This window comes from Tropicimonas sp. TH_r6, assembly GCF_033101155.1.
Taxonomy (GTDB): Bacteria; Pseudomonadota; Alphaproteobacteria; order Rhodobacterales; family Rhodobacteraceae; genus Tropicimonas.
This window is the reverse complement of sequence record NZ_JAWMPX010000009.1, coordinates 107,806-132,879: the sequence shown is the minus strand read 5'-3', so window position 1 is coordinate 132,879 and position 25,074 is coordinate 107,806. Positions and strand designations below refer to the sequence as shown.

The window sequence follows — 25,074 nt, the reverse complement described above, 5'->3', positions numbered from 1 at the left end:
CGTTTTTTCATGAGAACCATCTTGCATAAGGTTACCTCCCTTGGACTGGTCGCGCTTCGGCGCGGCCTTTCCGGAGTCGGAGCCGCCGCTTTCTTCGTGGCGGGCGGGGCCGTGGCCGAACCGATGTTCGCATCCTCCGCCGCGCCCTTGGCAAACGCGCCCGCAAATGATGCGCCGGTTCTGGCGCAGATCGCGGTCTCCGCGACAGTGAACCGGCTGGAGACCCGGGAGGGGTTCCACCGGGTCGAGCTGGAAGGCTGGGCGCGCGACGGTGCCGAGCGTGTGCTGTTCGCCCTGCCAGGGAAACGGATTCTGGCCGCGACAGTTCCGAAGGCCAATCTGGACGCGCTGACCCTGATGGGACACATGCGGGATTCCGACACCGGCATCACGTGGAAACGGATGCGGGTCGAGGGCTGGGTCGCGCAATCGACGCTGCAGGCCGAGATCGACCCGATCTGGCGGGCTGCCTGGGCGCTCTTCGCGGAGCGCTGCACGGCCTGCCACCAACGCCGTGTGCCCGAGCACTACACCGCGAACCAGTGGCGCAGCCTGATCAAGGTCATGGGTCCACGCACCGGGCTTGCGAAGGCGGACCAGATGCTCATTCTTGCCTTCCTCCAGCATCACGCAAGCGATACCCTTGAGTCTGCATCCGGTGACGCCCAGACCGCCGATCCGGACGCCCGGAGGTGAAAGATGAAAACACTCGAAAGGCTGATCCTCGATAACGAAGACTGGCTGGTTGACCGTGTCGTCTTCTACGCCGTGGCGCAGGGCTTCGCCGAGAACACCTCGACATTGCGCGAGGCCTGGCGCGCCTCCATCTGCGGTTTGTCCGGACCGATCCTCGATGCCGTCGCTGCGGCGGACGCCGTGTCGAATGCGCCCGACGGGTTTGGCCGCGCGCGCGAGACCATCGTCGCCTTCGGCGTGGAACAGGCGCTGCGGCACCGGGCACGCGGCGTGCAGCTGACCGATTTTCTGGGGCTGTTGAAGTATTATCGCCGCGCCTATCTCGATCTCATCGACGAGAACGCGGTATCGGAGACCGATGCACGGCGGCTGCGCGGCTACGTTCTGGATTTCTTCGACCAGGTGGAGATTGGCCTCTGCGGCGAGTGGAACTCGGCCTCCAACGCCGACCGTCTGCGCGACCTTCAGGGGCAGACAAGGCTCCTGACCAACGAAAAGAACAAGTACCTGACGATCTTCGAAAGCATCCGGGAACCGGTGATCCTGCTCGATGCCAATCGCCACCCCACCCATCTCAATCACGCCGCCCATCGGCTGTTCTGCGGAGATGTGGCGCCCGGCGCCTCCTATTACGGCGCCTCCAACAGCCCGCTGCTGAACGCCCAGATCACCGCCATGCTCAAGGGGGCCTCCGAAGGCGGCTATGATGCGGTGGTCGAAACCGTCTCCGGTCCGCGGGAGTTCAACGTCAACATCCAGGCGATGCTGGATGTCAGTCACAAGTTCGATGGCACCGTCATCATCCTCAACGACGTCTCGGAATATAAACGCGCGTTGCGCCGGGCCGAGGCCGCCGATCAGGCAAAGTCGACCTTCCTTGCCGCGATGAGCCACGAGATCCGAACGCCGATTGCCGGTGTGCTCGGGCTTGCCCGCCTGCTGCGGGACACCGAGCTTTCGGCCGAGCAGTCCCGCCACGTCGACGGCATCCTCTCTTCGGGCGGCTTGCTCGCAGGGGTGGTCGGCGACATCCTCGATTTCTCGCAGGCAGAAGTCGGTGGACGGGCGCCCGTGCCGGGAGATTTCGACCTGGCCGAGCTCGTGGGTCAGGTCTTGTTGGTGGTGGATCGGCTCGCATCGGAAAAAGGGCTCCGGCTGGTGACCCGGATCGCGCCCGACCTGCCGACGCATCTGCGGGGGGATACCTCCATGATCCGGCAGGTATTGCTCAACCTCGTCCACAATGCCGTCAAGTTCACCGAGCAGGGCGAGATCACCGTCCACGTGGCGCCCCTGCACCGCTCCGGCGGCCCCGCGTGGGTCCGCTTCGAAGTGCTCGACACCGGTGTGGGGCTTCCGGACGGTCCGAGCGCCTGGCTCTTCGACGCGTTTACCCAGCATGACGGCAGCGGCGCTCCGCTCAAGGGGGGCGTCGGCCTTGGCCTCGCGATCTGCCGAAAGATCGTCTCGTCCCTCGGCGGAGAGATCCGGTGCAGCGCCAACCCCGCAGGCGGCAGCATATTCCAGGCGGATCTCCCGCTGGAGGCGGCTGTTTCGGTCGTCGAAGCCGCCGCCTCCCGGTCGCAGCCGGTCGGGGCGCGGATTCTTGTGGTGGATGACGACGAGGTCAACCGGGCCGTGGCCCAGGGGTTCCTCGGAAAACTCGGCCATCACGCGATCGCTGTCTCCTCCGCTCCAGCAGCGCTCGACCGGCTCCAGTCGGAGCCGTTCGACCTCGTCCTCAGCGACAATCGCATGCCGGGGGTCACGGGGCTTGAGCTGCTGGCGAAGATCCGAGAAGTGCGATCCGGCGACAATTCCGGGATTCCGGTTGTTATCGTCACGGCGTCGGTCGGCGATGTGACGGCGGGAGCATCCGACGCGGCGGTACCGGACGGGGTCCTCGGAAAACCCTACGATACAGAGGACCTGTCGCGGGCAATTCATCCCCTTCTTCCCGCCAGATGCACCACCGAGGGGCAGGCACCGGCACCAGAAACGGTGACACCGCGCAGGTCAGACACCAACCTCGCGACGCTCAACCAGCACATGTCGCATCTCGGACCGGACCGGAGCCGGCGGATCATCCGGGCGTTCACAGACACCATCCCCGTGCGCATCGAGGAACTGCACGCAGGCGTTTCCGGATCTGACTGGCCGAAGGTCTCTTCGACCGCACATGCGCTCGCCGGCGCGTCAGGGCTGCTCGGGCTGAACGAGATTTCACACACCGCGCGCGAAATCGAGTCCAGGGCGGACGGGGCCGACAAGACCCTATCCCCCGAAGACATCGTCGAGTTCGGGCAGCAACTCCTCGATGCTCGGGACACGCTCCTTGAATTCCTTGCAGAGACGGAGCGCGCATCTGCGACACATCAGGCGACGTGATCTCCGAGCATGCCTGACGGCCGGACCCACGCATCCGGCGCAATGGTCAGTTTCCGCCAGGCCAGATCGATCGGGATCGGCACTGGTATGAAACGGCATCCGGCTCCCTGGTCCAGAGGTCTGCATCGATCACCGCCAGACGACGGACGACACAATGTCATGGGAGCGTGACCAGATACCGGTCCAATCGTCGGTGGCGGAAAGTCATTCACCTCACGAAGAATCATCGTCAGCCGCTTGAACGGGTTCCATGCACCCTCCGGTCCGCCTACCTGCCGCGCGCCGGGCGCACCTGCGGGCCGACCGACACGCTGGACCTGCCCGGTTCCCAGGCCGGGATTCGACCAATTGGTGCGGGCCGGCTCGGCGCGGTCATTTTCGGTTTTCTTCGGGCCATCCGGGACCGCTCGCGCCTGTGCCATCCCGAGGGCCGGGTGTGTCTCGCGCCGCGACATGGCGCTTCCAGGTCCCGCGATCCTCCGCCGCCCATTGCGCCGGCGATGATGTGTCGTCCCGCGCGAAGGGCTCGACATGCCGCCTGACGCGGGGCTCTGGGGGCGCATCGACATCCGGGGAGTCCCCCAAAACGGCATGAGTCCGGTCACTGTCCAGGCCAAGACGACGCAGATGTTCCGCGACGATCCGGCGGAGCGCGCCGCAGGTCGCGTCGCCATGCCAACCGTTCAACCGGACCTCGCCTTTGAGCTGCGCCTCGTGATGGCGTTCGAGCGCGCGGGCCTCTTCGGCGGTCTCGGCCCCGCCAACGATGCGGATCCTGGCAAACCACCCCTCGAGAACGGCGGCTGCCAGCGCAAGATGGATGGCCCGGTAGCCGCCAGCGCGGTTATGCGGGACACCCTTCAGCAAGCGCCCCGTTTCGCGGCGATAATCCTGCGCCCGTTTGTGAATCCCCTGCGACGTCCAGCCGGTATAAACCATCCGGCCTTTCGCCCCCTCGATCTCGATCTGATAGATCGTGAAGGCGGATCCTGTTTCTTTCGCGATTTCGGACGGGCAGAGATTCAGCATGGCAGACACTCCCTGAATACATACTCAAGATATGTATTTTATCGGGCGGGTATCAAGTTCTCCGCGGACCTGTTTTGCGCAAGGCCCATGGGTACGCCGGGTTCTGCCGCAGCCATGGCCGTTTTCGGCGCTTTTTTCGGCGCCCCGAGATGGTCTAGGTCGGGACTAAGCGCGACGCACAGACTCAACCACTGCACGAAACCGGGATCGTCCACATTCCTTCCAGCTCCTTGGACAGCATTGGCAACCAGTCGTTCGGCATGCCGGTCCGCCCGCAACCTTCAACCCCTCGGGATCGGAATCGAAGGGCGGTTTCATACCACGCTGGAGGTGCAAACGGTTTGAGGCCCTGCTTGCCCGGTCCTACCCGGGTGCCTCTCGCACGGATCTGTTCGGGCGGCGTGGCTTGCGCAACGCCTCGAAGCCGGCAATCAGGTCCAGCAATTCGGCAGTGATCTCGCTCTGCCGCAGGTTGCGTGTTTCGGCCGTCACGTCCTCGAGCCTGTCATCCACCGCCCGCTCGGCCTGCTGCATCCGCGCCATCCGCGCCGCGTTCTCGGTGACAAGCGCCTCGGCGCTGGCCCGGAACAGGCTCGCGAAAAGATGACCGCGCAGCAACTCTCCCAGCAACATCTCCGGCGGACCGGCAGGGACAGGCAAGGAGCGCGACCGCCAGCCACGGTCCTGGAGCGCTGCGATCAACGCGGGATCTATCGGCAGCAGCTTGCGGATGGCCGACCCGCCCAAACCATCCGGACGGCGTTCACAATGGGCGATGCTCGCCGAGAGCGGGCGCGGCAGGCTGTCTCGCCGGATCCCGTCCAACTCCTGCGCGAGCAGGTTTGCCAGCCGCACGATACCGTCCGCGGAGGCCGGCGTCAGGTGGGTCTGTTCCACCGCGATCCCCTGCTCGGCCAGCGCGTCTGCCATCTGCGCCCCGACACAGAGCAGCGTCCATGCCGCGCCGGGATCCGGCCCGAGATAGCGAAGAACATCTTCGGCGAGCGCCTCGTTGTAATTGCCGCAAAGGCCATGATCGGAACCAAAAACGATCATCACTTGCCGCGCGGGCGGGTCCGGGGACAGCTGCAAGGGGCCGTGGCTGTACAGAAAGGCCTGCAGCCCCTCCAGCACCGTCGCGTGGAAGGCCTCGATGGCCTCGGCCGCCTGTTCATAGGGCGCGGAATTGATCACCGAGACGGTCTTCATCGTGTGAACGATACCGCGAATGCTTGCGAGGCTCGCGGTCTTGCGGGCAAGGCTTTCAAGTGTCTGCGTCATGCGCCCCGCCCCCCTTCGGGCTCCAACAGGCCACGCGCGAGATCAAGGATATGAGACCGATCGGCCTCCGATAGCGGCGCCTCCCCGGACAGACGCCCGGCGATCTCGCCGGGTCCTTCGCGCATGGCCCCGCGCAGCCCGTCCATCGCATCGAACAGGGTTGCCTCGTCCATCCCGTCAAACAGCCCTTCCACCGCCACGACAAGCACCGCGAGCTGTTCGAGCGCCGTCATCGGGTCGCGCTCGCCCTGCCGCAGCGCGCCCCGGATGGCCGCCCCGCGAGCCAGCCGCGCGCGCGTCACGTCGTCCAGACGCGTTCCGAAGCGGCCGAATTCCTCCAGTTCCTCGAATTGCGACAGCGTCACCCGCAGGTTTCCCGCCACCGCGCGGAAGGCTGGGCTCTGCGCCTTGCCGCCGACCCGGGAGACGGAAACACCGAGATCGACCGCCGGGAACAGGTTCTTGCGTACCAGCCGGGGCGAAAGATAGATCTGCCCGTCGGTGATCGAGATCAGGTTGGTCGGGATATAGGCCGAGAGATTTCCGGCCTGGGTCTCGACCACGGGCAGCACGGTGATCGATCCGCCCCCGGCCTTGGGCGCGAATTGCCCGCCGCGTTCCAGCAGCCTTGCATGCACGAAGAAAATGTCGCCGGGGAAGGCTTCGCGCCCGGGCGGGCGGCGCAGGAGCAGCGACAGCTCGCGATAGGACCGCGCGTGGTGAGTCAGGTCGTCCAGCACCACCAGCACGTCGCGCGCCTGTCCGGCGAAATACTCCGCCACTGTCATCGCCGCATAGGGCGCCAGATAGGCCAGTCCGGCGGCCTCCTCGTCCCCGGCGGCGATGACCAGCGTGGTGTCCATCATGCCGCCGGCGCGGATCGTGTCGATGACGCGGGCCACCGCGTCGCCGCGCTGGCCGATCGCGCAGTAGATGCAGATCACCCCGGTGTCGCGCTGGTTGAGGATCGCGCCGACCCCCAGCGAGGTCTTGCCCGTCCGCCGATCCCCGATGAGCAGTTCGCGTTGCCCCAGCCCGATGGGCACGGCGGCGTCGATCACCTTGATCCCGGTCTGCAACGGGCGCGTGACCGGCAGCCGGTCGAGGATCGCCGGTGCCTCCGCCTCGACCGGGCGCGATGCGATCGCGTCCGGCGCGCCGCCCCCGTCCAGCGGCAGCCCGAGCGCGTCGACCACCCGCCCCAGCAGCCCCGGTCCCACCGGCATGCTGGCCACCTTGCGGGAGCGCTGCACGACCTCGCCAACCGTGACCCTGTCGCTCGCGCCCAGCAGGACAACGCCCAGCCGGCCCGGTTCCACGTCCAGAACGATCCCCCGCACACCGCTTGCGAAATGCAGCACCTCGTCCGCCAGCGCGCGTTCCAGCCCGGCAACGATGGCAATCCCGTCACCGATCTCGGCAACCCTGCCAATCTCGCTCAACCGCGGCCCGGGCCCGTCGCAGGCCAGAAGCCCTGTCAGGAGCGTCTCGGGGTCCGGGATGTCCCTGCGCGTCCGGTCGGTCATGCCCCCTGCCCCGCTGGTGCACCAAGCGCCGCAAGCTGCTCTCCGTATTGCGCCTCCAACCCGTCGAGATAGCTGTCCACGGTCCAGGCGAGCTGCGCGCCGCCAAGACGGAGGACCATCCCCGGAGACTGGTCGGGGTCGGTCTCGAAGCGGAGAGTCGCGCCCGGCAGGATCCCAGCGAAGCTTTCGGCGAAATGTGCCTGTTCGGCATCCGGCAAGGCAGTTCGACTGGTCACCACGGCCGCGCGCCCTTGCCCGGCTGCCGCGCGGATCTCGGGCGCCATCGCAGCGGCCTGCCGGGCAAGGTGCCGCGCCATCCCGGCTTCAAGCTCCACATCCGCCAGATCGCCCAGCGCCTTTCGGGTCATCGCCAGCAGCGCCCGCGCGCCGGCCCGGTGCAGCCTGTCGGTGAAACTGCGCGCCTCCGCGTCGAGCTGTGCCTGGCAGGTCCGTTTTTCCTGCTCCATCCGCTCCCGCGCCGCCCCCAACAACTCGTCGGCCTGCGCTTCGGCGCGCGCGCGCTCGCCGTTGGTGATTTCCGATCGCGCCGATTGCAGCGCTTCCAGCTTCGCGCGATAGGCCGCCTCGGTCGCCTCGGAGTCTTCCCGCGCCCGGACCGCGCGCTCCATGCGCGCGTCGATCTCGGCTTCGCGCGCGTCGATCCCGTCAAGGATCGGCCGGAAGAGAAACCGCTTCAGCAGCCACAACAGCAACAGGAAATTGCCGATCTGCGCGAGGACCGTGATCCAGTCGATCGTCATCGTCTACCCGCCCGCCGCCATGTTCCAGAACGGATTGGCGAAGATGAGGATCATGGCGACGACAAAACAATAGATCGCCGTGGATTCGATCATCGCGAGGCTGACAAAGAGCGTCCGCGAGATGGTCGGGGCCGCGTCGGGCTGCTGGGCCATCGCGGTCATGGCCGCGGCGGCGGCGCGACCTTCTCCCAGCGCCGGGCCGATCGCACCGAAGGACACCGTGATCCCGGCCGTGAGGATCGAGATGAAGGCGATGAGGGTCAGCTCTGTCATTGGAGTTCCTTTCCGGGTGGAGGCGGCGCAGTGGCGCTGGCGATATAGACGGTGGCAAGGATCGCGAAAATATAGGCCTGGATCATGCCGGTCAGCAGGCCCAGCATGTCCATCACCACTGGCAGGAAGAACGGCGCCACGCTGAGCAGGATCGCGGCAATCACCGCACCGCTCATGATGTTGCCGTAGAGCCGGATCGCGAGCGACACGGCGCGGGAGATTTCGGTGATGAGATTGAAGGGCAGCATGACAATCGAGGGCTGCGTGTAGGTGCGCAGATAGCCGATCAGCCCGCGGCTGGTAATGCCGAAGAGCGGCACTGCGATCAGCACCGAAAGCGCCAGCGCGGTGGTCGTCGACAGCGACGCCGTGGGCGGGTGAAACCCCGGCACCACGAGCAGCAGGTTCGATGCGGCGACGAAGAGGAACAGCGTGCCGGCAAAATACAGAAGATGCGGCGCCCGGCGCCCCGTGACCTCCTCGATCTGGCCTTCGATCCCCTGCACGATCACCTCCAGCGCGGTGCGCCAGCGGCTGGGCGGCTGGTCCGGGCGCACGCGCCGGGTGACCAGCCAGGCAGTTCCAGCCAGCAGCGCCATGACGATCCAGGTGAAAAAGATCGTGGCGTTGATGCGAATCCCGAGCAGCGTGAAAAGGATGATGTCGTCGCCCGACAATGTCATGGCCGTCCCTCCGCCGCGCCCGACGATCCGCGTCGGGCAAGCGCCACCGCGAGATGTCGGGTTGTGAAAAAGGCCAGCGCGAGGCTCAACCCGGCCCAGGGCCCGGCCAGTGCGATGACCGTCCAGCCGACAGCAAGCAGCCCGGCCATCCGCAGCGCCGCGCTGGCCACGAGCACGGCCACGGGATGCGCCCCGGCCAACGCGCGGCGCAGGCCAAGGGCAAGCCCGGCGAAATAGAGCGAACTGATCCCCGCACCCACGAGCAGCCCGAGACCAATGGCCGTCCAGTCAATCGGCATCATCTGTCCTTTCCTTCGCTGTCGATCCAGCGCCATGCCAGCACAGCGCCGAGCACGACGCCGCCGAGGAGAAGCGCCAGCGTCCAGGAGAAATCCTGCGGCGCCACGCGGTCCAACCATGTGCCGAGGGCGATCCCGAGAACTGTCGGCACCGCCACCGACCAGCCGATCACCCCGAAGGCGCCGATCCCGCGCAGCGGGCTTGGCCCCGGATGGGCGCGTCGATCCGCGATCCGCCGCGCGTGGCGGGCGATCTTCTCGGCATGCCGGTCGGGCTTCTTCGTCATTGCACCGGCTCCCGCAGCTCTGCGAACCGCCGCACCATGTCGGCTTCAAGCCGCGCCAGAGCCGAGCGCGCGAGCCGCTCTTCCTCGTCGATCTGGACGAAGCTCGCCTCGACGCTCTCCTGCAACGCGCCCAGATCCGTGCCGCGGATGCCGCGGATACAGGCGATGTCGACCCGGTGTCCGCGCTTGACGAGAATGCCCTCGTCGAGGCCGAAAAACAGCTCGGTTCCGTCCACGAGGCGAAGCGCCATCACGGAGGGAACCAACGCAACGACGGTATCGACATGATTGGGCAGCAACCCGAAGGCGCCTTGCCGCCCCACGCCATTGACAGCAACCGCCGCGCCGTCGAAGAGGCGCCGCGCCGGGAGCCGCACCGAGACATCCATTTGCGTCGCCATGCTCATGACACCGCCTCCGGCGCATCAAGCGCGCCGATCATGTAATAGGCGCTCTCGGGAAGCTCGAAGCGCTCCTGGGACAGGAGCCTTTCGCATCCGTCCAGCGTGTCCGAGATCGGGACCCGCGTTCCGGTCATCCCCGAGATCTCCCCTGTGGTGAAGAAGGGCTGGGTCAGGAAGCGCTCAAGGCGCCGTGCCCGCGCCACTGTCGCACGGTCGGACGCGGTCAGCTCCTCCAGCCCGAGCATGGCGATGATGTCGCGCAGCTCCTCGTAGTCGGCCAGCGTGCGGCGCACCGCCCGGGCAATGTCGTGATGACGCGCCCCGACAACGTCTGGCGTCAGCATCGCGGAGGTGGAGGCCAGCGGATCGACCGCCGGGTAAAGCCCTTCGCTCGCCCGCTTGCGCGACAGCACGACCGAGGCCGAGAGATGAGAGAAGATGTGCGCCGCGGCGGGGTCGGTGAAGTCGTCGGCGGGCACATAGACCGCCTGCACAGAGGTGATCGCCCCGTTGCCAGTGGAAACGATGCGCTCCTGCAACGCGGCCAGCTCGGTCGCCAGAGTCGGTTGGTAACCGACACGCGAGGGCATGCGCCCCATCAGGCCGGAAACCTCGGAGCCGGCCTGCACGAAGCGGAAGATATTGTCGATCAGCAGCAACACGTCCTGGTGCCGGTCATCGCGGAAATACTCGGCCATTGTCAGCGCCGTGTTGCCGACAAGGAAGCGCACGCCCGGCGCTTCGTTCATCTGGCCGAAGAGCATCACCGTCTTGTCGCGCACGCCGGCCTCACCGATGTCGCGATAGAGTTCCTCGGCCTCCCGTGAGCGCTCACCGATGCCGCAGAACAGGCTCACCCCATCATGGACCTGAACGATATTGTTGATCAACTCGGTGATGAGCACCGTCTTGCCAACGCCCGCGCCGCCGAACAGGCCGGTCTTGCCGCCACGCTCGATGGGCGCAAGCAGGTCGATCGCCTTGATCCCGGTCTCCAGGATCTCGGACTGCCTGCCGAGTGCCTGAAGCCCGGGGGGCGGGCTGTGTATCGGACGCAGGGCGCAGTCGACCGGGGGCGGGCCGCCGTCGATCGGCGCGCCGAAGACATCGAGCATCCGCCCCAGCAGCGCCTCGCCCACGGGGACCTCGATCTGGTGACCGGTCGCAACGACCCGCATGCCCAGCCCAAGACCGCGCACAGGCGCCAGCGCCATTGCGCGCACCACGCCGTCCTCGGCCAACGACGCAACCTCCAGCGCGACTTTCCCGGCATGCAGCAAGTCGTGAATGCGCGGCACCTCGCCGTCAAAGGCAATATCCACGACGCCGCCACGAATGGCGACGATCCGCCCCCCCCTGACGGTTTCGCTCTTGTTGGTTTCGGCCATGGACATGGCATCGCCCTTCGAAACTTGATTCGGTCGGGTCGCATTCCTGCCGAAACCGGCACGATCCATGGAGGAGGACAGGACCGTGCCGGCTCTTCCCCTACCCGATAGAAGCGATGAACGAATGCCCCGGTGGGCATCGCGATGACGCTCCGAAAACGGGATGGGAACAGGATACCCAAGCGACACCAGAATTAAATGACCTGCGTCAATCTCCGACGGTCAATGGGTTGGCGTCGGCGTCGGCGCGATCAGTTGAGGTACCAGCGGCGAAGCTGTTCCGAGACCTCCCGTGGCTTCTCGAGCGTCGCCAGATGTCCGCAATCGGGAAGCGTTACCAGCATCGAAACCGGAATCCCCGTCGCCAGTTCGAGTTGCGTACCCGGCGGCATCAACGGGTCGTCATGACCGTAGAGCACGAGTGTCCGGCACGGGATCTCGGCGAGGTCCCGGCGATGGTCGACGCGCGTCATGATGGCATGTTGTTCGCGCTCGAACCCGGCCGGTCCGATCTTGCGAGCCATTGCATGGAACACTCCGGTCAGGTCCGGGTCTTCCTGACGCGCCTTTGGCAGAAGATGCTGCAGCAGGTTGTCCACGGCGTCCGCGAAATGCCCGTGGGACGCGTCCGACAGCAACGCCTTGCGAAACGCGCGCGCATGGTCGCTGTCGGCCCGGGCATTCGTGCTGATCAGGGCAAGCCGGTCGACCCTCTCTGGTGCCCGACGCAGGATTTCCTGGCAGACATAGCCGCCCATCGAGAAGCCACAGAGCGCGAATGTCTCCGGGGCCTCGGCCAGGATCGCCTCGGCCATGGCGTCGATCGTGTCATAGCGCGAAATATCGGTGACCTGGGTCGGGGCGAGGCCTGACAGAGCCGCCACCTGCGCCTCGAAAACGCGCTGGTCGCACAAAAGACCAGGCACCATGACAACTGGCAACGAATTCGACATTTTCCTGTCCTCGTCCAAATGTATATGCGGTGCACCCGACGGTCGACCGTCCACATCCTTTCCCGGATGCCGGCGAGAGTCTTTTGGTGTATTTTCAGTATATGTATTTTCGTCGCGTTCTTAAACCCGGCAAACAGCACCACGCGGAGTTTTTTCGCGCTCGCCGCAAGTTTCCAGAACAAATGCCATGAAGATTGCCGTCGCTGGCCAGAGCTGTCGAACCGGGATCGGACATGAATCCGGCCCTTGCTTGATTCCAGTCAACGCCATCATCGCGCAAAGGGCTATCCTTGCAGCCGTCTTCAGCGATGGGAGGCGGTTTCATGTATCAGGGCCTCAGGGAGCGAGAGGTTGCCGAGCTGCGCAAGGAGCATGGCTGGAACGCCTTGCCGGAAACGCCGCCGGCCTCTCCGCTGCGCCTGCTTGCCCACCAGTTCACCAACCTGCTCGTCCTGCTGCTGCTGGCCGCTGCCGCTATCTCGCTCGCAGTCGGGGAAATCGCGGATTTCATCGCAATCGTCGCGGTGGTTCTGCTGAATGCCGGACTCGGTTTCGTTCAGGAATGGCGCGCGGAAACGACGATGCAGGCGCTGCGGCGGATGTTGTCTCCCGTGGCACTCGTATTGCGGGACGGTGTGCGGCGCAGTCTGCCGGCGCGGGAGCTGCTGCCGGGTGACCTGATCGTGCTGGCCGAGGGCGACAGGATTCCCGCCGATGCCGATGTGCTGCACGAGGCTGGCCTGCTGGTCGACGAGAGCGTCCTGACCGGGGAATCCGTCCCGGTGGCGCGCGCCACGGGCGACGGCGTGGCCTCGGGCACGACCGTGTTGAACGGCCATGCCGAGGCGCGGGTCACGGCAATCGGCCAGAACACCCGGTTCGGACGCATCGCCACGCTCACAGCCTCGGTCGATGACGAACCGACCCAGTTGCAGCGCGAGTTGCACGGGCTGGCGCGACAGCTTGGGCTGCTGGCCATCGCCATCGCAGCTCTTGTCATGCTCGCGGCCTTCCTGACCGCGCGCCCGGCAATGGAGGTCTTCATGCTGGGCCTGTCGCTGGCGGTGGCGATGGTGCCCGAGGGTTTGCCGGCGGTGGTCACCGTGACCCTAGCGCTCGGGGCCGGTGCGATGTCTCGGCAGAAGGCACTCGTACGCAACCTTCAGGCGGTCGAGACCCTCGGCGCGGCCAGCGTGATCTGCACCGACAAGACCGGCACCCTGACCGAAAACAAGATGACCGCGCGCAGCATTCACACCCCGGACGCCGAGTACACGGTCACCGGGAACGGCTATGACCCGGAAGGGCATATCGCCCGGGACGGCGCTCGAGTCCGGGCCAAAGACGATCCGGTTCTGGCCCGCCTCTGTCGAACGGCGCGGCTCTGTTCCCATGCCCGGCTTCAGCACGGAACGGATGGCTGGGAGATGATCGGCGAGCCGACAGAGGGCGCGCTTGTGACGCTTGCGGCCAAGGCCTGGGCAGACCCGGCCGATCCGGATGCCGTAACCGCCGAACTGCCCTTCAGCAGCGACCGCAAGTGCATGAGCGTGTTGGCACAGACCGCGGACGGTCTGGAGCTGCATTGCAAGGGCGCTCCGGAGAAGATCCTCGAGATCTGCACCGAGGTTGAGCGCGCTGAAGGACCGTCGCCGATGACCCGGGCCGAGCGGACAGCGATTGCGGGGGCTGTGGACCGCATGGCCCGGGACGGGCTCCGGACCATCGCGCTGGCCTTCCGGCTACACGGGCCCGCCCCGATCGTCGAGACCGATCTCGTCTTCCTCGGGCTGGTCGGGCTGGTGGACCCGCCGCGCGCGGAGGTTCGCGAGGCCGTCGAGCTGGCCGGGCGCGCCGGCATTCGCACCATCATGATCACCGGCGACCACCCTGCCACGGCGCAGTACATCGCCGGCCAGCTCGCCATTCCCTCGCAGACGGTGCTGACCAGCGACGATCTCGCCGATATGGACGACCCCGCCCTGGCGCAGGCATTGCACGGCGACGTTGTCTTCGCCCGCGCCCGCCCGGCGGACAAGCTGCGCATCATCGCGGCGCTTCAGGCAGGCGGGGCGGTTGTCGCGATGACCGGTGACGGCGTGAACGATGCCCCGGCCCTGAAGAAGGCCGATATCGGCCTCGCGATGGGCATCCGCGGCACCGCGGTCGCCAAGGACGCCTCCGACGTCGTGTTGCTCGACGACAATTACGCAACCATCGTGCGGGCCGTGCGCGAGGGTCGTCGGCAATTCGAGAATATCCGGAAGTTTGTCCGCTACCTGCTCGCGTCGAATACCGGCGAGGTTGTCGCGCTGATGACCAACCTCGCGATCGGCGGGCCGCTGATCTTCCTGCCGACCCAGATCCTATGGATGAACCTCGTGACCGATGGCGTCACGGCGGTCGCGCTCGGGGTGGAGAAGCCGGAACCGGGGCAGATGAAGCAACCACCGCGCGATCCGCATCAGCGCCTGCTTGGGCTGTCCGCCGTCCCGGTGATCCTCGCCTTCGGGATCTATACCGGCGCAGCCAGCCTCTGGATCTTCTATTCGCTTCTGGAGCTGGGTGTCGATCTCGCGCGGACGGCCGCCTTCACCGGCATGGTCGTCTTCGAGAAGGCGAGCGTCTTCGCGTTCCGCTCGCTGCGCGATCCGTGCTGGAAACTCGGTTGGGGGAGCAACCCGGCGCTCTGGCTGGCCTTCACGGCAATGATGCTTGCCCAGATCGCAGCCGTCTACTGGTCGCCGCTTCAGGCAATGCTGCACACGGTACCACTTGCGCTCAACCACTGGGGGATGATCCTGGCGCTGGCGCTGCCTCTGGTCCTCGTACCGGAACTGGTGAAAACGATGCGACGGTAGGGCCTGACGCGCGTCGAGACCAGGAGACGCGCTGCGCTGGCTGCCCAGCACCGGCAGGCAAGACCAGGCTTTCACGGACCCGAAGGGTCATCCGTCGCCGATCAAGTCGCGTCCGGCCAGCGAACAGAACGACAAGTCCGAGCGCGCCCGCCGCGCGCGCCAGCGCGCGGCCACCCCCAACCGGTGGAGCGCATCTGCGATGCGACGAGACCGGGCGGGAGCCCCTGCCCCATCCGATCCGCCGCTGGCCTCTGGACATTTCCCCCGCCACATGATGCGACAGGATCAAAAGGAGGCCCGCCCATGACCCCCCAGGATATCGAACAGCTGTTCACCTGCTCGGATGACAGCTATCTCTTCGCCCGCTGGGAACGCCCCATCGTTCCCATCGTTTTCGGCGTCGACGATGCCACGCTCTCGACCGTCAAGGGCGCCTGCGAGGCCATCGTGACCCTCGCCGGTCACAAGATGGCCGAGACCGACACCGAGATGGGCGCCAATCTGATGGTCTTCTTCTTCCGCCAGTGGGAGGAGTTGCTGCAGGTGCCCGATCTCGACAAGCTCGTACCGGACCTTGCGCCGCTGGTCGCGAGGCTCGCCGAGGCCGACGCCAACCAGTACCGCGCCTTTCGCTTCGAGCAGAGCGGTGCCATCCGCGCCGCCTTCGTCTTCCTGCGCATGGATGACGCCCTCTCCGAACAGCCCGCCGAGGACATCGCCCTGAGCCAGATGGCGCAGAGCATCCTGTCCTGGTCCGACCGCGCCTTCACAACCCGCTCCCCACTCGCCCGCACGCCCGAAGGCACGATCGTCCTGCACCCGGAGATTGGCGACGTGATCCGCGCCGCCTATGATCCCGTCATGCCCGCCGCTGCTACGGATCCCAGCCACGCCCTGCGCCTCGCCGCGCGGCTCGGGCGCGGGAACTGAGGACTCGTCATGGATGCCCGCACCAAACTGCTTCACGCCCTTTCCGGCCCCATCGAGGCCGCAGCCCTGATGGTCCCCAATGCCCAGACCGCACATGCGTTCTCGGCTCGCGAGATCGGGCATTTCCACCGCCTCGGTGCCAATTCCTGGGACCCGTCCGAATTCATCCTCGAAGAGGGCAAGGTGATCCGCATCTTCCCGGCGGTGAAGATCCACGCCGAAGGCGATCTCGGCTGGTTCCGCATGCGCTACAAGGGCGGCGTCCACCTCTTCGAATGGCAGCCCGAACCGGAGGACACCCCGCCCCCGGACCAGCTCCAGACCCGCTTCGAACAACGCTGCCTCACCGGCTTCCACACGGCCGGCGGCGTCGGCGCAACCGCCTTCATCGCGCGCAAGCTGGACCGCTGACTGCGGCATTTCCCACCTTGCCCGCCCCGAAGCGTCAGCGTAAGGCCATGCGTACCAGTGCCCCCATCCGTGACCTGAAAGCCTTCGGCGCCCTCTCCAAGGCCGACCAGAAACTGCGCGACGAGGCGTGGTCGCCCGGTGGCGTCACCGTCAGCGACAGCTGCCCCGACGCCGATGCCGGTGACGACCTGCAGATCCGCGCCGATTTCCTGCGCTACGTGATCTGCAAGGGCTATGGCGAAGAGAAGGGCCCGCTTGCGGCATCGCCGGACCAAGGAGAAAAGAAGGGATTGGCCGAACCGGGAGAGAGCCAGCTCGATTGCTTCCAGCGCCAGCCCGAGGCGAAGCGCTACCCGCAGTTCAACCCGCTGGTCTATTCGGCCGACACGCTTTTGCCCGTAGTGGCATTGGAAATGCAGGAATTCTGGATCCCCGACGAGAAGGCGGGCAACTGGGGCTGTAGCGCTCGCTGGTTCCTCTGGGCGCAGATCCTCGCCGGCTGGGCGCTCTCGCTCTTGGCCGTTGCCGGCTTCTCCGGCCTGATCAAATCCGACTGACCCGCTTGCACCGCCCCCCATTCGCGCCTAGCACCGAAGCACACTCAATCCGGAGCGTCTCATGCCGCATATCCACGAGCTGCGTGTCTATTACGAAGACACCGACATGGCGGGGATCGTCTACTACGCCAATTACCTCAAGTTCATCGAACGCGGCCGCTCCGAATTTGTGCGCGAGATCGGAATCGACCAGAACGCGCTCAAGGAGGAGCACGGCATCGTTTTCGCCGTGCGCCGGGTCGAAGCCGACTACCTCGCCCCGGCCAGGCTGGGAGATGACCTGCGGGTCGAGACCGAGCTTGCGGAGATCCGTGGCGCCCGATTCGAGATGGCGCAGCAGGTGATGCGCGGCGCGCAGGTCCTGTTCAAGGCGCGGGTTGTCATCGTCACGATGTCGCTCGACGGGCGCCCGCTGCGCCTGCCGCCGGCAATCAAGGACCGGATGCAGGCCGCCGGGCGCTCCGCCTGACCGGTTCGCGCGGCAATTTCGGGGTCTTTCCAGGCTGTCGCCGGGCCACTGTTGTTGGAAAACCACTTTCATTTCCACAAAGGCACCAACCGCCTTTCCTCTGCCCGATTTGGCCCTAACTACTCGACGTAGCCTGTCCCAATGGCTGGGTGGAGCATCCCCCTTCACCGTCGCCCCGCGCATCTGCTGCGCGGGGCGAATTTCATTTCAGCGACATGCCGTCCTGCGACCTGGCTCTCGACGCCACACTATGTGGTCTTGCGGATGCACGCTGCGCGCATCGGTCGCCCTGCCCACCAGCGCACCGCCCCAAAGACGACAATCAACACCTGTCGGCCCACATGGAAAGCGCGTTTCCCGTTGTCGAGCCATCGACCAAATGGTCCTGCTTCGATCCCCCCCGCACGCACCGACCGCTCCAAAAGCAGAAAGCCCCGCGCGAGGCGGGGCTTTCCGAAATCGTCGATCGCGGTGACGGATCAGACCATCGCTTCCAGAAGCTGCTCCAGATCAGCGACGAGTTTCTCCGCCACGTCCCGGGTGTCGCCCGAAGCATCGGCCGCGCGCCCGCGGGCATCCTCGAGGAAGCCCTCCAGCGCGACCTTGCCCTCGGCACCTTCCGAGGCGTGCTCGGCCAGCACCGACATCGCTTCCGCGTTGATCTCGGCGAAACCGCCGGTCACCGCGTAGCTGGTCTCGGAGCCGTCGGCGCCGGTGACCTTGACCATCCCCGGGCGCAGCGTGGTGATGACCGGCGCGTGGTCGGGCATCGCCGTCATGTCGCCTTCGGCGGCCGGGATCTGGACCTGGGTGGCCTCAAGCGACGCGAGCCGCTTTTCCGGGCTTACCAGGTCGAACTGCATCGTATTGGCCATGAGCCCTCCTTACGCGGCTTCCGCGGCCATCTTCTCGGCCTTGGCAACCGCTTCGTCGATATCGCCAACCATGTAGAAGGCGGCTTCGGGAAGATGGTCGTACTCGCCGGCAACAACCGCCTTGAAGGAGGCAATCGTCTTCTCGAGCGGCACCTGCACACCGGGGAAACCGGTGAAGACCTGGGCCACGTCGAAAGGCTGGCTGAGGAAACGCTGGATCTTCCGGGCACGGGCCACGACCAGCTTGTCCTCTTCCGACAGTTCGTCCATGCCGAGAATGGCGATGATGTCCTGCAGCGACTTGTAGCGCTGGAGGATACCCTGCACGTCCCGGGCAACCTGGTAATGCTCATCGCCGAGAACGGCGGGGTCCATCAGGCGCGAGGTCGAGTCGAGCGGGTCCACGGCCGGGTAGATGCCCAGCTCGGAGATGGCGCGCGACAGAACCGTCGTGGCGTCGAGGTGGGCAAAGGACGTGGCCGGCGCGGGGTCGGTCAGGTCGTCAGCCGGCACGTAGATCGCCTGCACCGAGGTGATCGAGCCACCCTTGGTCGAGGTGATCCGCTCCTGCAGCTGGCCCATATCGGTGGCCAGTGTCGGCTGGTAGCCCACGGCGGAGGGGATACGACCCAGCAGCGCCGAACATTCGGAACCGGCCTGGGTGAAGCGGAAGATGTTGTCCACGAAGAACAGCACGTCGGTGCCGGACTGGTCGCGGAACTGCTCGGCCAGGGTCAGGCCGGACAGGGCAACACGCATACGGGCTCCCGGCGGCTCGTTCATCTGGCCGTAGACCAGCGCCACCTTCGAGTCTTCGAGATTGTCCGGGGTGATAACGCCGGATTCGATCATCTCGTGGTAGAGGTCGTTGCCCTCACGGGTCCGCTCGCCAACACCGGCGAACACGGAGAAGCCCGAGTGCACCTTCGCGATGTTGTTGATCAGTTCCATGATGAGAACCGTCTTGCCAACGCCGGCGCCGCCGAACAGGCCGATCTTGCCGCCCTTGGCGTAAGGCGCCAGCAGGTCGACGACCTTGATGCCGGTCACGAGGACTTCGGATTCAGTCGCCTGCTCGGCGAACTCGGGAGCGGGCTGGTGGATGCCGCGATACTCGGTCGCTTCGACCGGGCCGCCTTCGTCCACCGGCTCGCCGACGACGTTGAGGATCCGGCCGAGGGTCGCGTTGCCCACGGGCACTGTGATCGGGCCTTCCATGTCCTTGACCTCAGCGCCGCGAACGAGACCTTCGGTCGCGTCCATGGCGATGGTGCGGACCGTGTGCTCGCCGAGGTGCTGGGCAACCTCGAGAACGAGGCGCTTGCCGTTATTGGTGGTTTCCAGGGCGTTCAGGATCTCGGGCAGGTCGCCGTCGAAGTGAACGTCGACGACAGCGCCGATAACCTGGGTCACTTTGCCTATGCTAGCCATGTGCTATGTGTCTCCGGTGTCTCAGAGCGCCTCGGCGCCCGAAATGATTTCGATAAGCTCGTTGGTGATGACGGCCTGACGCGAGCGGTTGAACTCGATCGTCAGCTTGTCGATCATCTCGCCGGCATTGCGCGTGGCGTTGTCCATGGCGGACATCCGCGCGCCCTCTTCCGAGGCGCCGTTTTCCAGCAATGCGGTGAAGATCTGGGTCGAGATGCCGCGCGGCAGCAGGTCGGCCAGAACATCTTCCTCGCTGGGCTCGTAATCGTAGAGCGCGCCAGCCTCGGCACCCTCTTCGGGCGCCTCGAACGTGGCAGGGATGATCTGCCTGACCGTCGGCTCCTGGCTGATCACCGATATGAACCTGTTGTAGAAGATCGTGCAGACGTCGAATTCGCCGGCCTCGTAACGATCCATGAGATCGCGGGCGATGCCCGATGCGTCCCCATAGCCGACCTTCTTCACTTCGCTCATGTCGACGTGATCGACAAAGAGGCTCGCGTAATCACGCTTGAGCTGCTCGCGGCCCTTCTTGCCGACGGTGATGATCTTCACCGTCTTGCCAGCGGCCAGCAGCTCCTGGATCTTCAGGCGCGCGGCCCGAACGATCGTGGAGTTGAAGCCACCGCAGAGCCCGCGCTCCGAGGTCATCACGACCAGCATCTGAACCTGATCGCTGCCCGTCCCGGCGATGAGCCGGGGCGCACTGTCGCTGCTGCCAACGGAGGCAGCGAGGCCGCTCATGACGACCCCCATGCGCTCGGCGTAAGGCCGTGCGCTCTCGGCCGCATCCTGGGCCCGCCGCAGTTTTGCGGCGGCCACCATCTGCATGGCCTTCGTGATCTTTCGCGTCGACTTGACGCTATCGATCCGTGTTTTGAGATCCTTAAGGCTGGGCATCTACCTCTCCTCGCTTACGCGAAGCCCTTGGCGTACTCGTCCACCACGGCCTTGATACGGTCGGATGCCTCGCCCTTGACCTTCGGATCTTCGGTGGTGATCCAATCGAGCAGGTCAGCGTGCTTGGAGCGCACGAAGTTCAGCATGCCTTCCTCGAAGCGCCCGACATCCTTGACGTCGATCTTGTCGAGATAGCCGTTCACGCCGGCATAGATGACAAGGACAATCTCGGCATTGGTCAGCGGCGAGTATTGCGGCTGCTTCATCAGCTCGGTCAGGCGCGCACCACGGTTCAGCAGCTGCTGGGTGGAGGCGTCGAGGTCGGAGCCGAACTGGGCGAAGGCCGCCATTTCGCGATACTGCGCCAGTTCCAGCTTGACCGGACCGGCGACGGATTTCATCGCGTTGGTCTGGGCCGAGGAGCCAACCCGGCTCACCGACAGACCGGTGTTCACGGCCGGGCGGATGCCCTGGTAGAACAGTTCGGTCTCAAGGAAGATCTGGCCGTCGGTGATCGAGATCACATTGGTCGGAATAAAGGCCGAGACGTCGCCGCCTTGGGTCTCAATGATCGGCAGCGCGGTCAGCGAGCCGGCACCATTGTCCTCGTTCAGCTTGGCGGAGCGCTCCAGCAGGCGGGAGTGGAGGTAGAAAACGTCGCCCGGATAGGCTTCACGCCCCGGCGGACGGCGCAGCAGCAGCGACATCTGGCGATAGGACACGGCCTGTTTGGACAGGTCATCATAGATGATCAGCGCGTGGCGGCCATTGTCGCGGTAGAACTCGGCCATCGCGGTCGCCGAATAGGGAGCGAGAAACTGCATCGGCGCCGGGTCGGACGCGGTGGCCGCAACAACCGTCGTGTATTCGATCGCGCCGGTCTCTTCGAGCTTCTTGACGAGCTGGGCAACGGTCGAGCGCTTCTGGCCAACAGCAACGTAGATGCAGTAAAGCTTCTTGCTCTCGTCGTCGCCGGCGGCGTCGTTATAGGCTTTCTGGTTCAGGATCGTGTCGAGCGCCACGGCGGTCTTGCCGGTCTGACGGTCGCCAATGATCAGTTCCCGCTGGCCACGGCCGATCGGGATCATGGCGTCAACGGATTTGAGACCGGTCGCCATCGGCTCATGCACCGATTTCCGCGGGATGATGCCCGGGGCCTTCACGTCGGCAACGCGACGCTCGGTGGCCTCGATGGCCCCCTTGCCGTCGATCGGCGCGCCAAGACCGTCAACCACGCGACCGAGCAGGGCGTCGCCCACGGGCACGTCCACGATGGCCTTGGTCCGCTTGACGGTGTCGCCTTCCTTGATGTCCCGGTCGGAGCCGAAGATCACGATACCGACATTGTCGACTTCGAGGTTCAGCGCCATGCCCCGGATGCCACCGGGGAATTCGACCATCTCACCGGCCTGGATGTTGTCCAGACCATGCACGCGGGCAATACCGTCGCCAACCGACAGCACCTGACCGACTTCTGCAACTTCGGCCTCCTGGCCGAAATTCTTGATCTGGTCCTTGAGGATCGCGGAGATTTCCGCAGCTTGCAATGCCATTACCCGACCTCTTTCATAGCGTTCTGGAGATTGGCGAGCTTGGCCCGGACCGACGTGTCGATCATCTTGGAGCCCACCTTGACGATAAGACCACCGATGAGGCTTTCATCGACGGTCGTGTTCAGTTTGATGTCCTTGCCGAAGCGGGACTTCAGCATTTCGGCCACGGCGCCGGCCTGGGCGTCGTTGAGCGCGATGGCGGATGTCACCTCGGCGGTCACCTCGCCTTTTTCCTCGGCGATCATCGCGCGCAGGCTGCTCAGCAGCTGCGGCAGCACGAAGAGCCGACGCTTGGAAGCCATCAGGGCCAGCGTGTTCTTCGTCGTCGCGTCCAGAGCCATGCCATCGGCGATTGCCGAGATCGCGGCGGTCTGTTCATCGCGGGAATAGATCGGCGAAGAGATCATCGCCGAGAAATCTTCCGAGGATTCAAGCGCGGCCGACAGGGCGTCGGTATCGGCTTCGAGGGAATCCAGTTTTCCCTCGTCCTTGGCCAGTTCAAACATCGCCAGCGCGTAGCGTCCTGCAATGCTCGAGGAAATCGAAGCCGTTTCTGACACGTCCACCCCTCTGCTATTTGTGCGTTCGGGCGTGCACCCCCGGACGCATGTTGTCCCGGGCGGAAACAGCAGTTCCCCCCTCAAATCGAAAAGCGATGTAACAGACCCGTTTGCACCCCGCAACTCCCTTGGAGCGCGCAATATCATTGCCCGGGAAATAGGCGTCTGGAAAATATCCGTTCAAATGGCCGGTCAACATGGCGTGAACCTGTCGTTAGCGCCCAAAGCAACCGTTTTCGGTGCACCATTGCATACATTCGCATGCCGCGACGCAGCATGAGCGATCGACGGTTTCCCTTGCGGCAGATTGTCCAGAGATTCGAATACCGGGGAGCAGGAAGCAGAAAGCAGGACGATTTGGAAGAAAATCGCGGGGCTTCGTGTGTTCGCGACAGAATCACCTCGGCGCGGATACAGGGCGGCGCCAAAGGACGGTTCTGGTTCAGGAAAGGACAATCAGGTGTCGCGGCGGAGCGGACACTTGCTGCGCAAGCAAGGAAGTGTTCTCGGAAAGGCGACGCCTGCCTGTCCCAAGTCCGTTCCAGTCTGCACTTGGGCCACGATCGCCCCGTCGCGCGCGGTTTACGCGGGTTTTGGCCCTGGCGGCGCGTTCACTGCGTCCAGCACACGCAACGGATCGCGGACCATGTCCTTGACCGGAGACCCGCCGGGCAATTGGGTAATCTTGCTCGCCTCGGCTAGGAAAACCCCACCGGCAAGCGAGGTGAAGACCTGCCGGCCGAACTTTTCCCACATACGGGAAGAGCGCAGCCAGAACCGTTTTTCCGAGGGCGGCCCGAAAAGCGCCGCGGCATGGCGCTCGGGCTGGAAACCGTGACGCAAGAGCTGCGCTTCGAGCTGACCGGTCGAATAGGGGCGGCCATAGCCGAAGGGCGTCGCGTCGCGACGCGCCCAGAGCCCAGAGCGGTTGGGAACGATGAAGAGCGCCTTGCCGCCGGGGCCGAGCACACGCTGGCACTCGGCCAGCACCTCTGAAGTGTGCTCGGACGTGTCCAGCCCGTGCAGCAGGACCAGCCGGTCGACCGATCCGGTATCCAGCGGCCAGAGCATTTCCTCGCAGAGCACCGAGAGATTGGGATGGCCCGCTGGCCAGGGCATGACACCCTGAGGACCCGGCATCAGAGCGATCACACGGCGCGCATTACCGAGATAGGGGCGCAGCAATGGCACGGCGAAGCCGAACCCGGCCACGGTTTGGCCGCGCGCTTCCGTGGGCGGCCAGAATTCCACCATCTGATCACGGATAGCCCGCTGCGCCACGCGGCCCAGCCTGGTCTTGTAATAGAAATTTCTCAGGTCCAGCACATCGAGATGCATTGCGCCCGGACAACTCCCTTGCCACCTTGGAGCCTGAACATACCGGGTCTCGGGGAAAAGGAAACGCCATGTCGCTGGAAATCGTCACAATCCCATGCCGGACGGACAATTACGCCTATCTAGTCCGCGACTCGGAGAGCGGCGCGGTCGCGGTGGTCGACGTACCGGACGCTGCCCCTGTCCTCGCGGCCCTTGCTGCGCGGAACTGGCACCTCACCGACATACTGATCACGCATCACCATACCGACCATATCGACGGTGTGGACAGGCTCAAGGCAGAGACCGGCGCCCGCGTGATCGGCGCGGCCGCCGACAGTCACCGCCTGCCTGAGTTGAACGAAGCTGTTCGCGAGGGCGACACGGTGCGAATCGGAACGGTCGAGGGCGCGGTCCTCGATGTCTCCGGCCACACGGTCGGCCATATCGCCTTTCACTTCCCCGGTGCGGTCTTTACCGCAGACAGCCTTATGGCGCTCGGTTGCGGACGGCTCTTCGAGGGCGACCCGGCCACCATGTGGACCTCGTTGAGCAAGCTCGCCGCCTTGCCGCCAGAGACGCTGGTCTATTCGGGACATGAATACACGGCCGCCAATGGCGCCTTCGCCGTCACGGTGGATCCCGACAACACCGCGTTGGCAGCTCGGGTTGCAGAGGTGGCGCGCGCCCGGGATGCCGGCGAACCGACCGTTCCTTCCCTGCTGTCTGTCGAACTGGCGACGAACCCCTTCCTGCGCGCAACCGCCCCCGAGGTCAAAGCGCAGGTCGGGCTTCCCGGAGCACCCGACGCCGAGGTCTTCGCCGAGATTCGTCGCCGTAAAGACTCCTTTTGAATAGTCCGGCGTTGCACGGGTCGTGCTGCTACCCTGCTGGAGCAGCGTGAGTTCCTTGTACCCTTCCGGAGTTTCGAGGCTGCCAGCGGGCGTGCCGCCGAGCGAAGCTCGAGCGGCGGTGGCGCCGCTGCGCGGCGTGCGCCTGCGGCGCGATCACCGATCTCTCGGCGCACGGTGCGTTAAGCAATTTCTTTCGCGCTCCCTTGCGCGGCTCCACTTGCCCCGGAAACCCTTGTTTGCTTGCCTAGTAGGGCACGCCAAACGATCACATTTTGTGCATCGGCCCTCGGCCTGGGCCAACTTGGGGAAAAAAACACTTGAAGCTGCCGCCCCGCCCACCAAACTTTAACTTAAACGGGCCAGTCTCGACGCCGGGCGCTCCCGCCGCAGG

The 25,074-nt window shown here is 65.4% G+C and carries 25 protein-coding genes; 8 read left to right on the top strand and 17 right to left on the bottom strand.

The annotated features are described in order from the left end of the window. The first annotated feature begins 21 nt into the window (after positions 1-21). Together R3X27_RS11260 and R3X27_RS11255 are read left to right on the top strand one after the other, a co-directional pair. The gene (locus R3X27_RS11260) at positions 22-696 is read left to right on the top strand and encodes a hypothetical protein (protein ID WP_317708954.1); all 675 of its coding nucleotides are present in this window, start codon (positions 22-24) and stop codon (positions 694-696) included. Between the two features lie 3 nt (positions 697-699). Next, positions 700-3,084, top strand: a complete 2,385-nt coding sequence (locus R3X27_RS11255) for an ATP-binding protein (RefSeq protein WP_317708953.1) — start codon at positions 700-702, stop codon at positions 3,082-3,084. A gap of 372 nt (positions 3,085-3,456) precedes the next feature. On the opposite strand, the gene R3X27_RS11250 is transcribed toward R3X27_RS11255, so the two are convergent. The 11 genes from R3X27_RS11250 to R3X27_RS11200 all read right to left on the bottom strand — a co-directional run bounded on the left by R3X27_RS11250 (position 3,457) and on the right by R3X27_RS11200 (position 11,968). Continuing rightward, positions 3,457-4,113 (bottom strand): hypothetical protein, encoded by a 657-nt coding sequence (locus R3X27_RS11250; RefSeq protein WP_317708952.1) that lies wholly within the window; start codon positions 4,111-4,113, stop codon positions 3,457-3,459. A 363-nt stretch (positions 4,114-4,476) separates the two neighbouring features. Beyond that, positions 4,477-5,394, bottom strand: coding sequence for a F0F1 ATP synthase subunit gamma (locus R3X27_RS11245; protein WP_317708951.1), 918 nt, complete (start codon positions 5,392-5,394; stop codon positions 4,477-4,479). After that, positions 5,391-6,920, bottom strand: coding sequence for a F0F1 ATP synthase subunit alpha (locus R3X27_RS11240; protein WP_317708950.1), 1,530 nt, complete (start codon positions 6,918-6,920; stop codon positions 5,391-5,393). The genes R3X27_RS11245 and R3X27_RS11240 overlap by 4 nt, the downstream gene beginning before the upstream one ends. Beyond that, positions 6,917-7,681, bottom strand: a complete 765-nt coding sequence (locus R3X27_RS11235) for a F0F1 ATP synthase subunit B (RefSeq protein ID WP_317708949.1) — start codon at positions 7,679-7,681, stop codon at positions 6,917-6,919. Before R3X27_RS11235 ends, R3X27_RS11240 begins: the two co-directional genes overlap by 4 nt. Positions 7,682-7,684: 3 nt before the next feature. Continuing rightward, positions 7,685-7,954 (bottom strand): F0F1 ATP synthase subunit C, encoded by a 270-nt coding sequence (locus tag R3X27_RS11230; protein WP_317708948.1) that lies wholly within the window; start codon positions 7,952-7,954, stop codon positions 7,685-7,687. Continuing rightward, positions 7,951-8,637: a F0F1 ATP synthase subunit A gene (locus tag R3X27_RS11225; protein WP_317708947.1), complete on the bottom strand. Its 687-nt coding sequence runs from the start codon at positions 8,635-8,637 to the stop codon at positions 7,951-7,953. The genes R3X27_RS11230 and R3X27_RS11225 overlap by 4 nt, the downstream gene beginning before the upstream one ends. Then, positions 8,634-8,939, bottom strand: a complete 306-nt coding sequence (locus R3X27_RS11220) for an ATP synthase subunit AtpR (RefSeq protein WP_317708946.1) — start codon at positions 8,937-8,939, stop codon at positions 8,634-8,636. Before R3X27_RS11220 ends, R3X27_RS11225 begins: the two co-directional genes overlap by 4 nt. Then, positions 8,936-9,223 (bottom strand): AtpZ/AtpI family protein, encoded by a 288-nt coding sequence (locus R3X27_RS11215; RefSeq protein ID WP_317708945.1) that lies wholly within the window; start codon positions 9,221-9,223, stop codon positions 8,936-8,938. The genes R3X27_RS11220 and R3X27_RS11215 overlap by 4 nt, the downstream gene beginning before the upstream one ends. Next, positions 9,220-9,630 carry an ATPase gene (locus R3X27_RS11210; RefSeq protein ID WP_317708944.1) on the bottom strand — a complete coding sequence of 137 codons (411 nt, stop codon included), beginning with the start codon at positions 9,628-9,630 and terminating at the stop codon, positions 9,220-9,222. The genes R3X27_RS11215 and R3X27_RS11210 overlap by 4 nt, the downstream gene beginning before the upstream one ends. Further along, the gene (atpD, locus tag R3X27_RS11205) at positions 9,627-11,015 is read right to left on the bottom strand and encodes a F0F1 ATP synthase subunit beta (protein WP_411572489.1); all 1,389 of its coding nucleotides are present in this window, start codon (positions 11,013-11,015) and stop codon (positions 9,627-9,629) included. Before atpD (R3X27_RS11205) ends, R3X27_RS11210 begins: the two co-directional genes overlap by 4 nt. 251 nt (positions 11,016-11,266) lie before the next feature. Beyond that, positions 11,267-11,968, bottom strand: coding sequence for an alpha/beta hydrolase (locus tag R3X27_RS11200; RefSeq protein ID WP_317708942.1), 702 nt, complete (start codon positions 11,966-11,968; stop codon positions 11,267-11,269). Between the two features lie 323 nt (positions 11,969-12,291). On the opposite strand from R3X27_RS11200, the gene R3X27_RS11195 reads away from it, so the two are divergent. From R3X27_RS11195 to ybgC, 5 genes are all read left to right on the top strand, one after another. Next, positions 12,292-14,829, top strand: coding sequence for a cation-transporting P-type ATPase (locus tag R3X27_RS11195; protein ID WP_317708941.1), 2,538 nt, complete (start codon positions 12,292-12,294; stop codon positions 14,827-14,829). A 303-nt stretch (positions 14,830-15,132) separates the two neighbouring features. Beyond that, positions 15,133-15,759: a hypothetical protein gene (locus R3X27_RS11190; RefSeq protein ID WP_317708940.1), complete on the top strand. Its 627-nt coding sequence runs from the start codon at positions 15,133-15,135 to the stop codon at positions 15,757-15,759. Between the two features lie 9 nt (positions 15,760-15,768). Then, positions 15,769-16,170, top strand: coding sequence for a hypothetical protein (locus tag R3X27_RS11185; protein ID WP_317708939.1), 402 nt, complete (start codon positions 15,769-15,771; stop codon positions 16,168-16,170). A 47-nt stretch (positions 16,171-16,217) separates the two neighbouring features. After that, positions 16,218-16,727, top strand: a complete 510-nt coding sequence (locus R3X27_RS11180) for a hypothetical protein (protein WP_317708938.1) — start codon at positions 16,218-16,220, stop codon at positions 16,725-16,727. A 61-nt stretch (positions 16,728-16,788) separates the two neighbouring features. Further along, positions 16,789-17,196 (top strand): tol-pal system-associated acyl-CoA thioesterase, encoded by a 408-nt coding sequence (ybgC, locus tag R3X27_RS11175; RefSeq protein ID WP_317708937.1) that lies wholly within the window; start codon positions 16,789-16,791, stop codon positions 17,194-17,196. 479 nt (positions 17,197-17,675) lie between these two features. Here ybgC and R3X27_RS11170 read toward each other — a convergent pair whose 3' ends face one another. The 6 genes from R3X27_RS11170 to R3X27_RS11145 all read right to left on the bottom strand — a co-directional run bounded on the left by R3X27_RS11170 (position 17,676) and on the right by R3X27_RS11145 (position 23,853). Beyond that, positions 17,676-18,071 carry a F0F1 ATP synthase subunit epsilon gene (locus tag R3X27_RS11170; protein WP_317708936.1) on the bottom strand — a complete coding sequence of 132 codons (396 nt, stop codon included), beginning with the start codon at positions 18,069-18,071 and terminating at the stop codon, positions 17,676-17,678. A gap of 9 nt (positions 18,072-18,080) precedes the next feature. Beyond that, positions 18,081-19,502, bottom strand: a complete 1,422-nt coding sequence (atpD, locus tag R3X27_RS11165) for a F0F1 ATP synthase subunit beta (RefSeq protein WP_317708935.1) — start codon at positions 19,500-19,502, stop codon at positions 18,081-18,083. Positions 19,503-19,523: 21 nt separating this feature from the next. Then, positions 19,524-20,402 carry a F0F1 ATP synthase subunit gamma gene (locus tag R3X27_RS11160; protein ID WP_317708934.1) on the bottom strand — a complete coding sequence of 293 codons (879 nt, stop codon included), beginning with the start codon at positions 20,400-20,402 and terminating at the stop codon, positions 19,524-19,526. Positions 20,403-20,416: 14 nt separating this feature from the next. Beyond that, positions 20,417-21,955 carry a F0F1 ATP synthase subunit alpha gene (atpA, locus tag R3X27_RS11155; RefSeq protein WP_317708933.1) on the bottom strand — a complete coding sequence of 513 codons (1,539 nt, stop codon included), beginning with the start codon at positions 21,953-21,955 and terminating at the stop codon, positions 20,417-20,419. Then, positions 21,955-22,515, bottom strand: coding sequence for a F0F1 ATP synthase subunit delta (locus tag R3X27_RS11150; RefSeq protein WP_317708932.1), 561 nt, complete (start codon positions 22,513-22,515; stop codon positions 21,955-21,957). Before R3X27_RS11150 ends, atpA begins: the two co-directional genes overlap by 1 nt. A 582-nt stretch (positions 22,516-23,097) precedes the next feature. Beyond that, on the bottom strand, positions 23,098-23,853 hold the full coding sequence (locus R3X27_RS11145; protein ID WP_317708931.1) for a methyltransferase domain-containing protein: 756 nt from the start codon (positions 23,851-23,853) through the stop codon (positions 23,098-23,100). A gap of 68 nt (positions 23,854-23,921) precedes the next feature. Here R3X27_RS11145 and gloB point away from each other — a divergent pair, with 68 nt between their 5' ends. Continuing rightward, entirely contained in the window at positions 23,922-24,683 is a 762-nt protein-coding gene (gene gloB, locus R3X27_RS11140; protein ID WP_317708930.1) for a hydroxyacylglutathione hydrolase, read from the top strand. Positions 24,684-25,074: the final 391 nt, after the last annotated feature.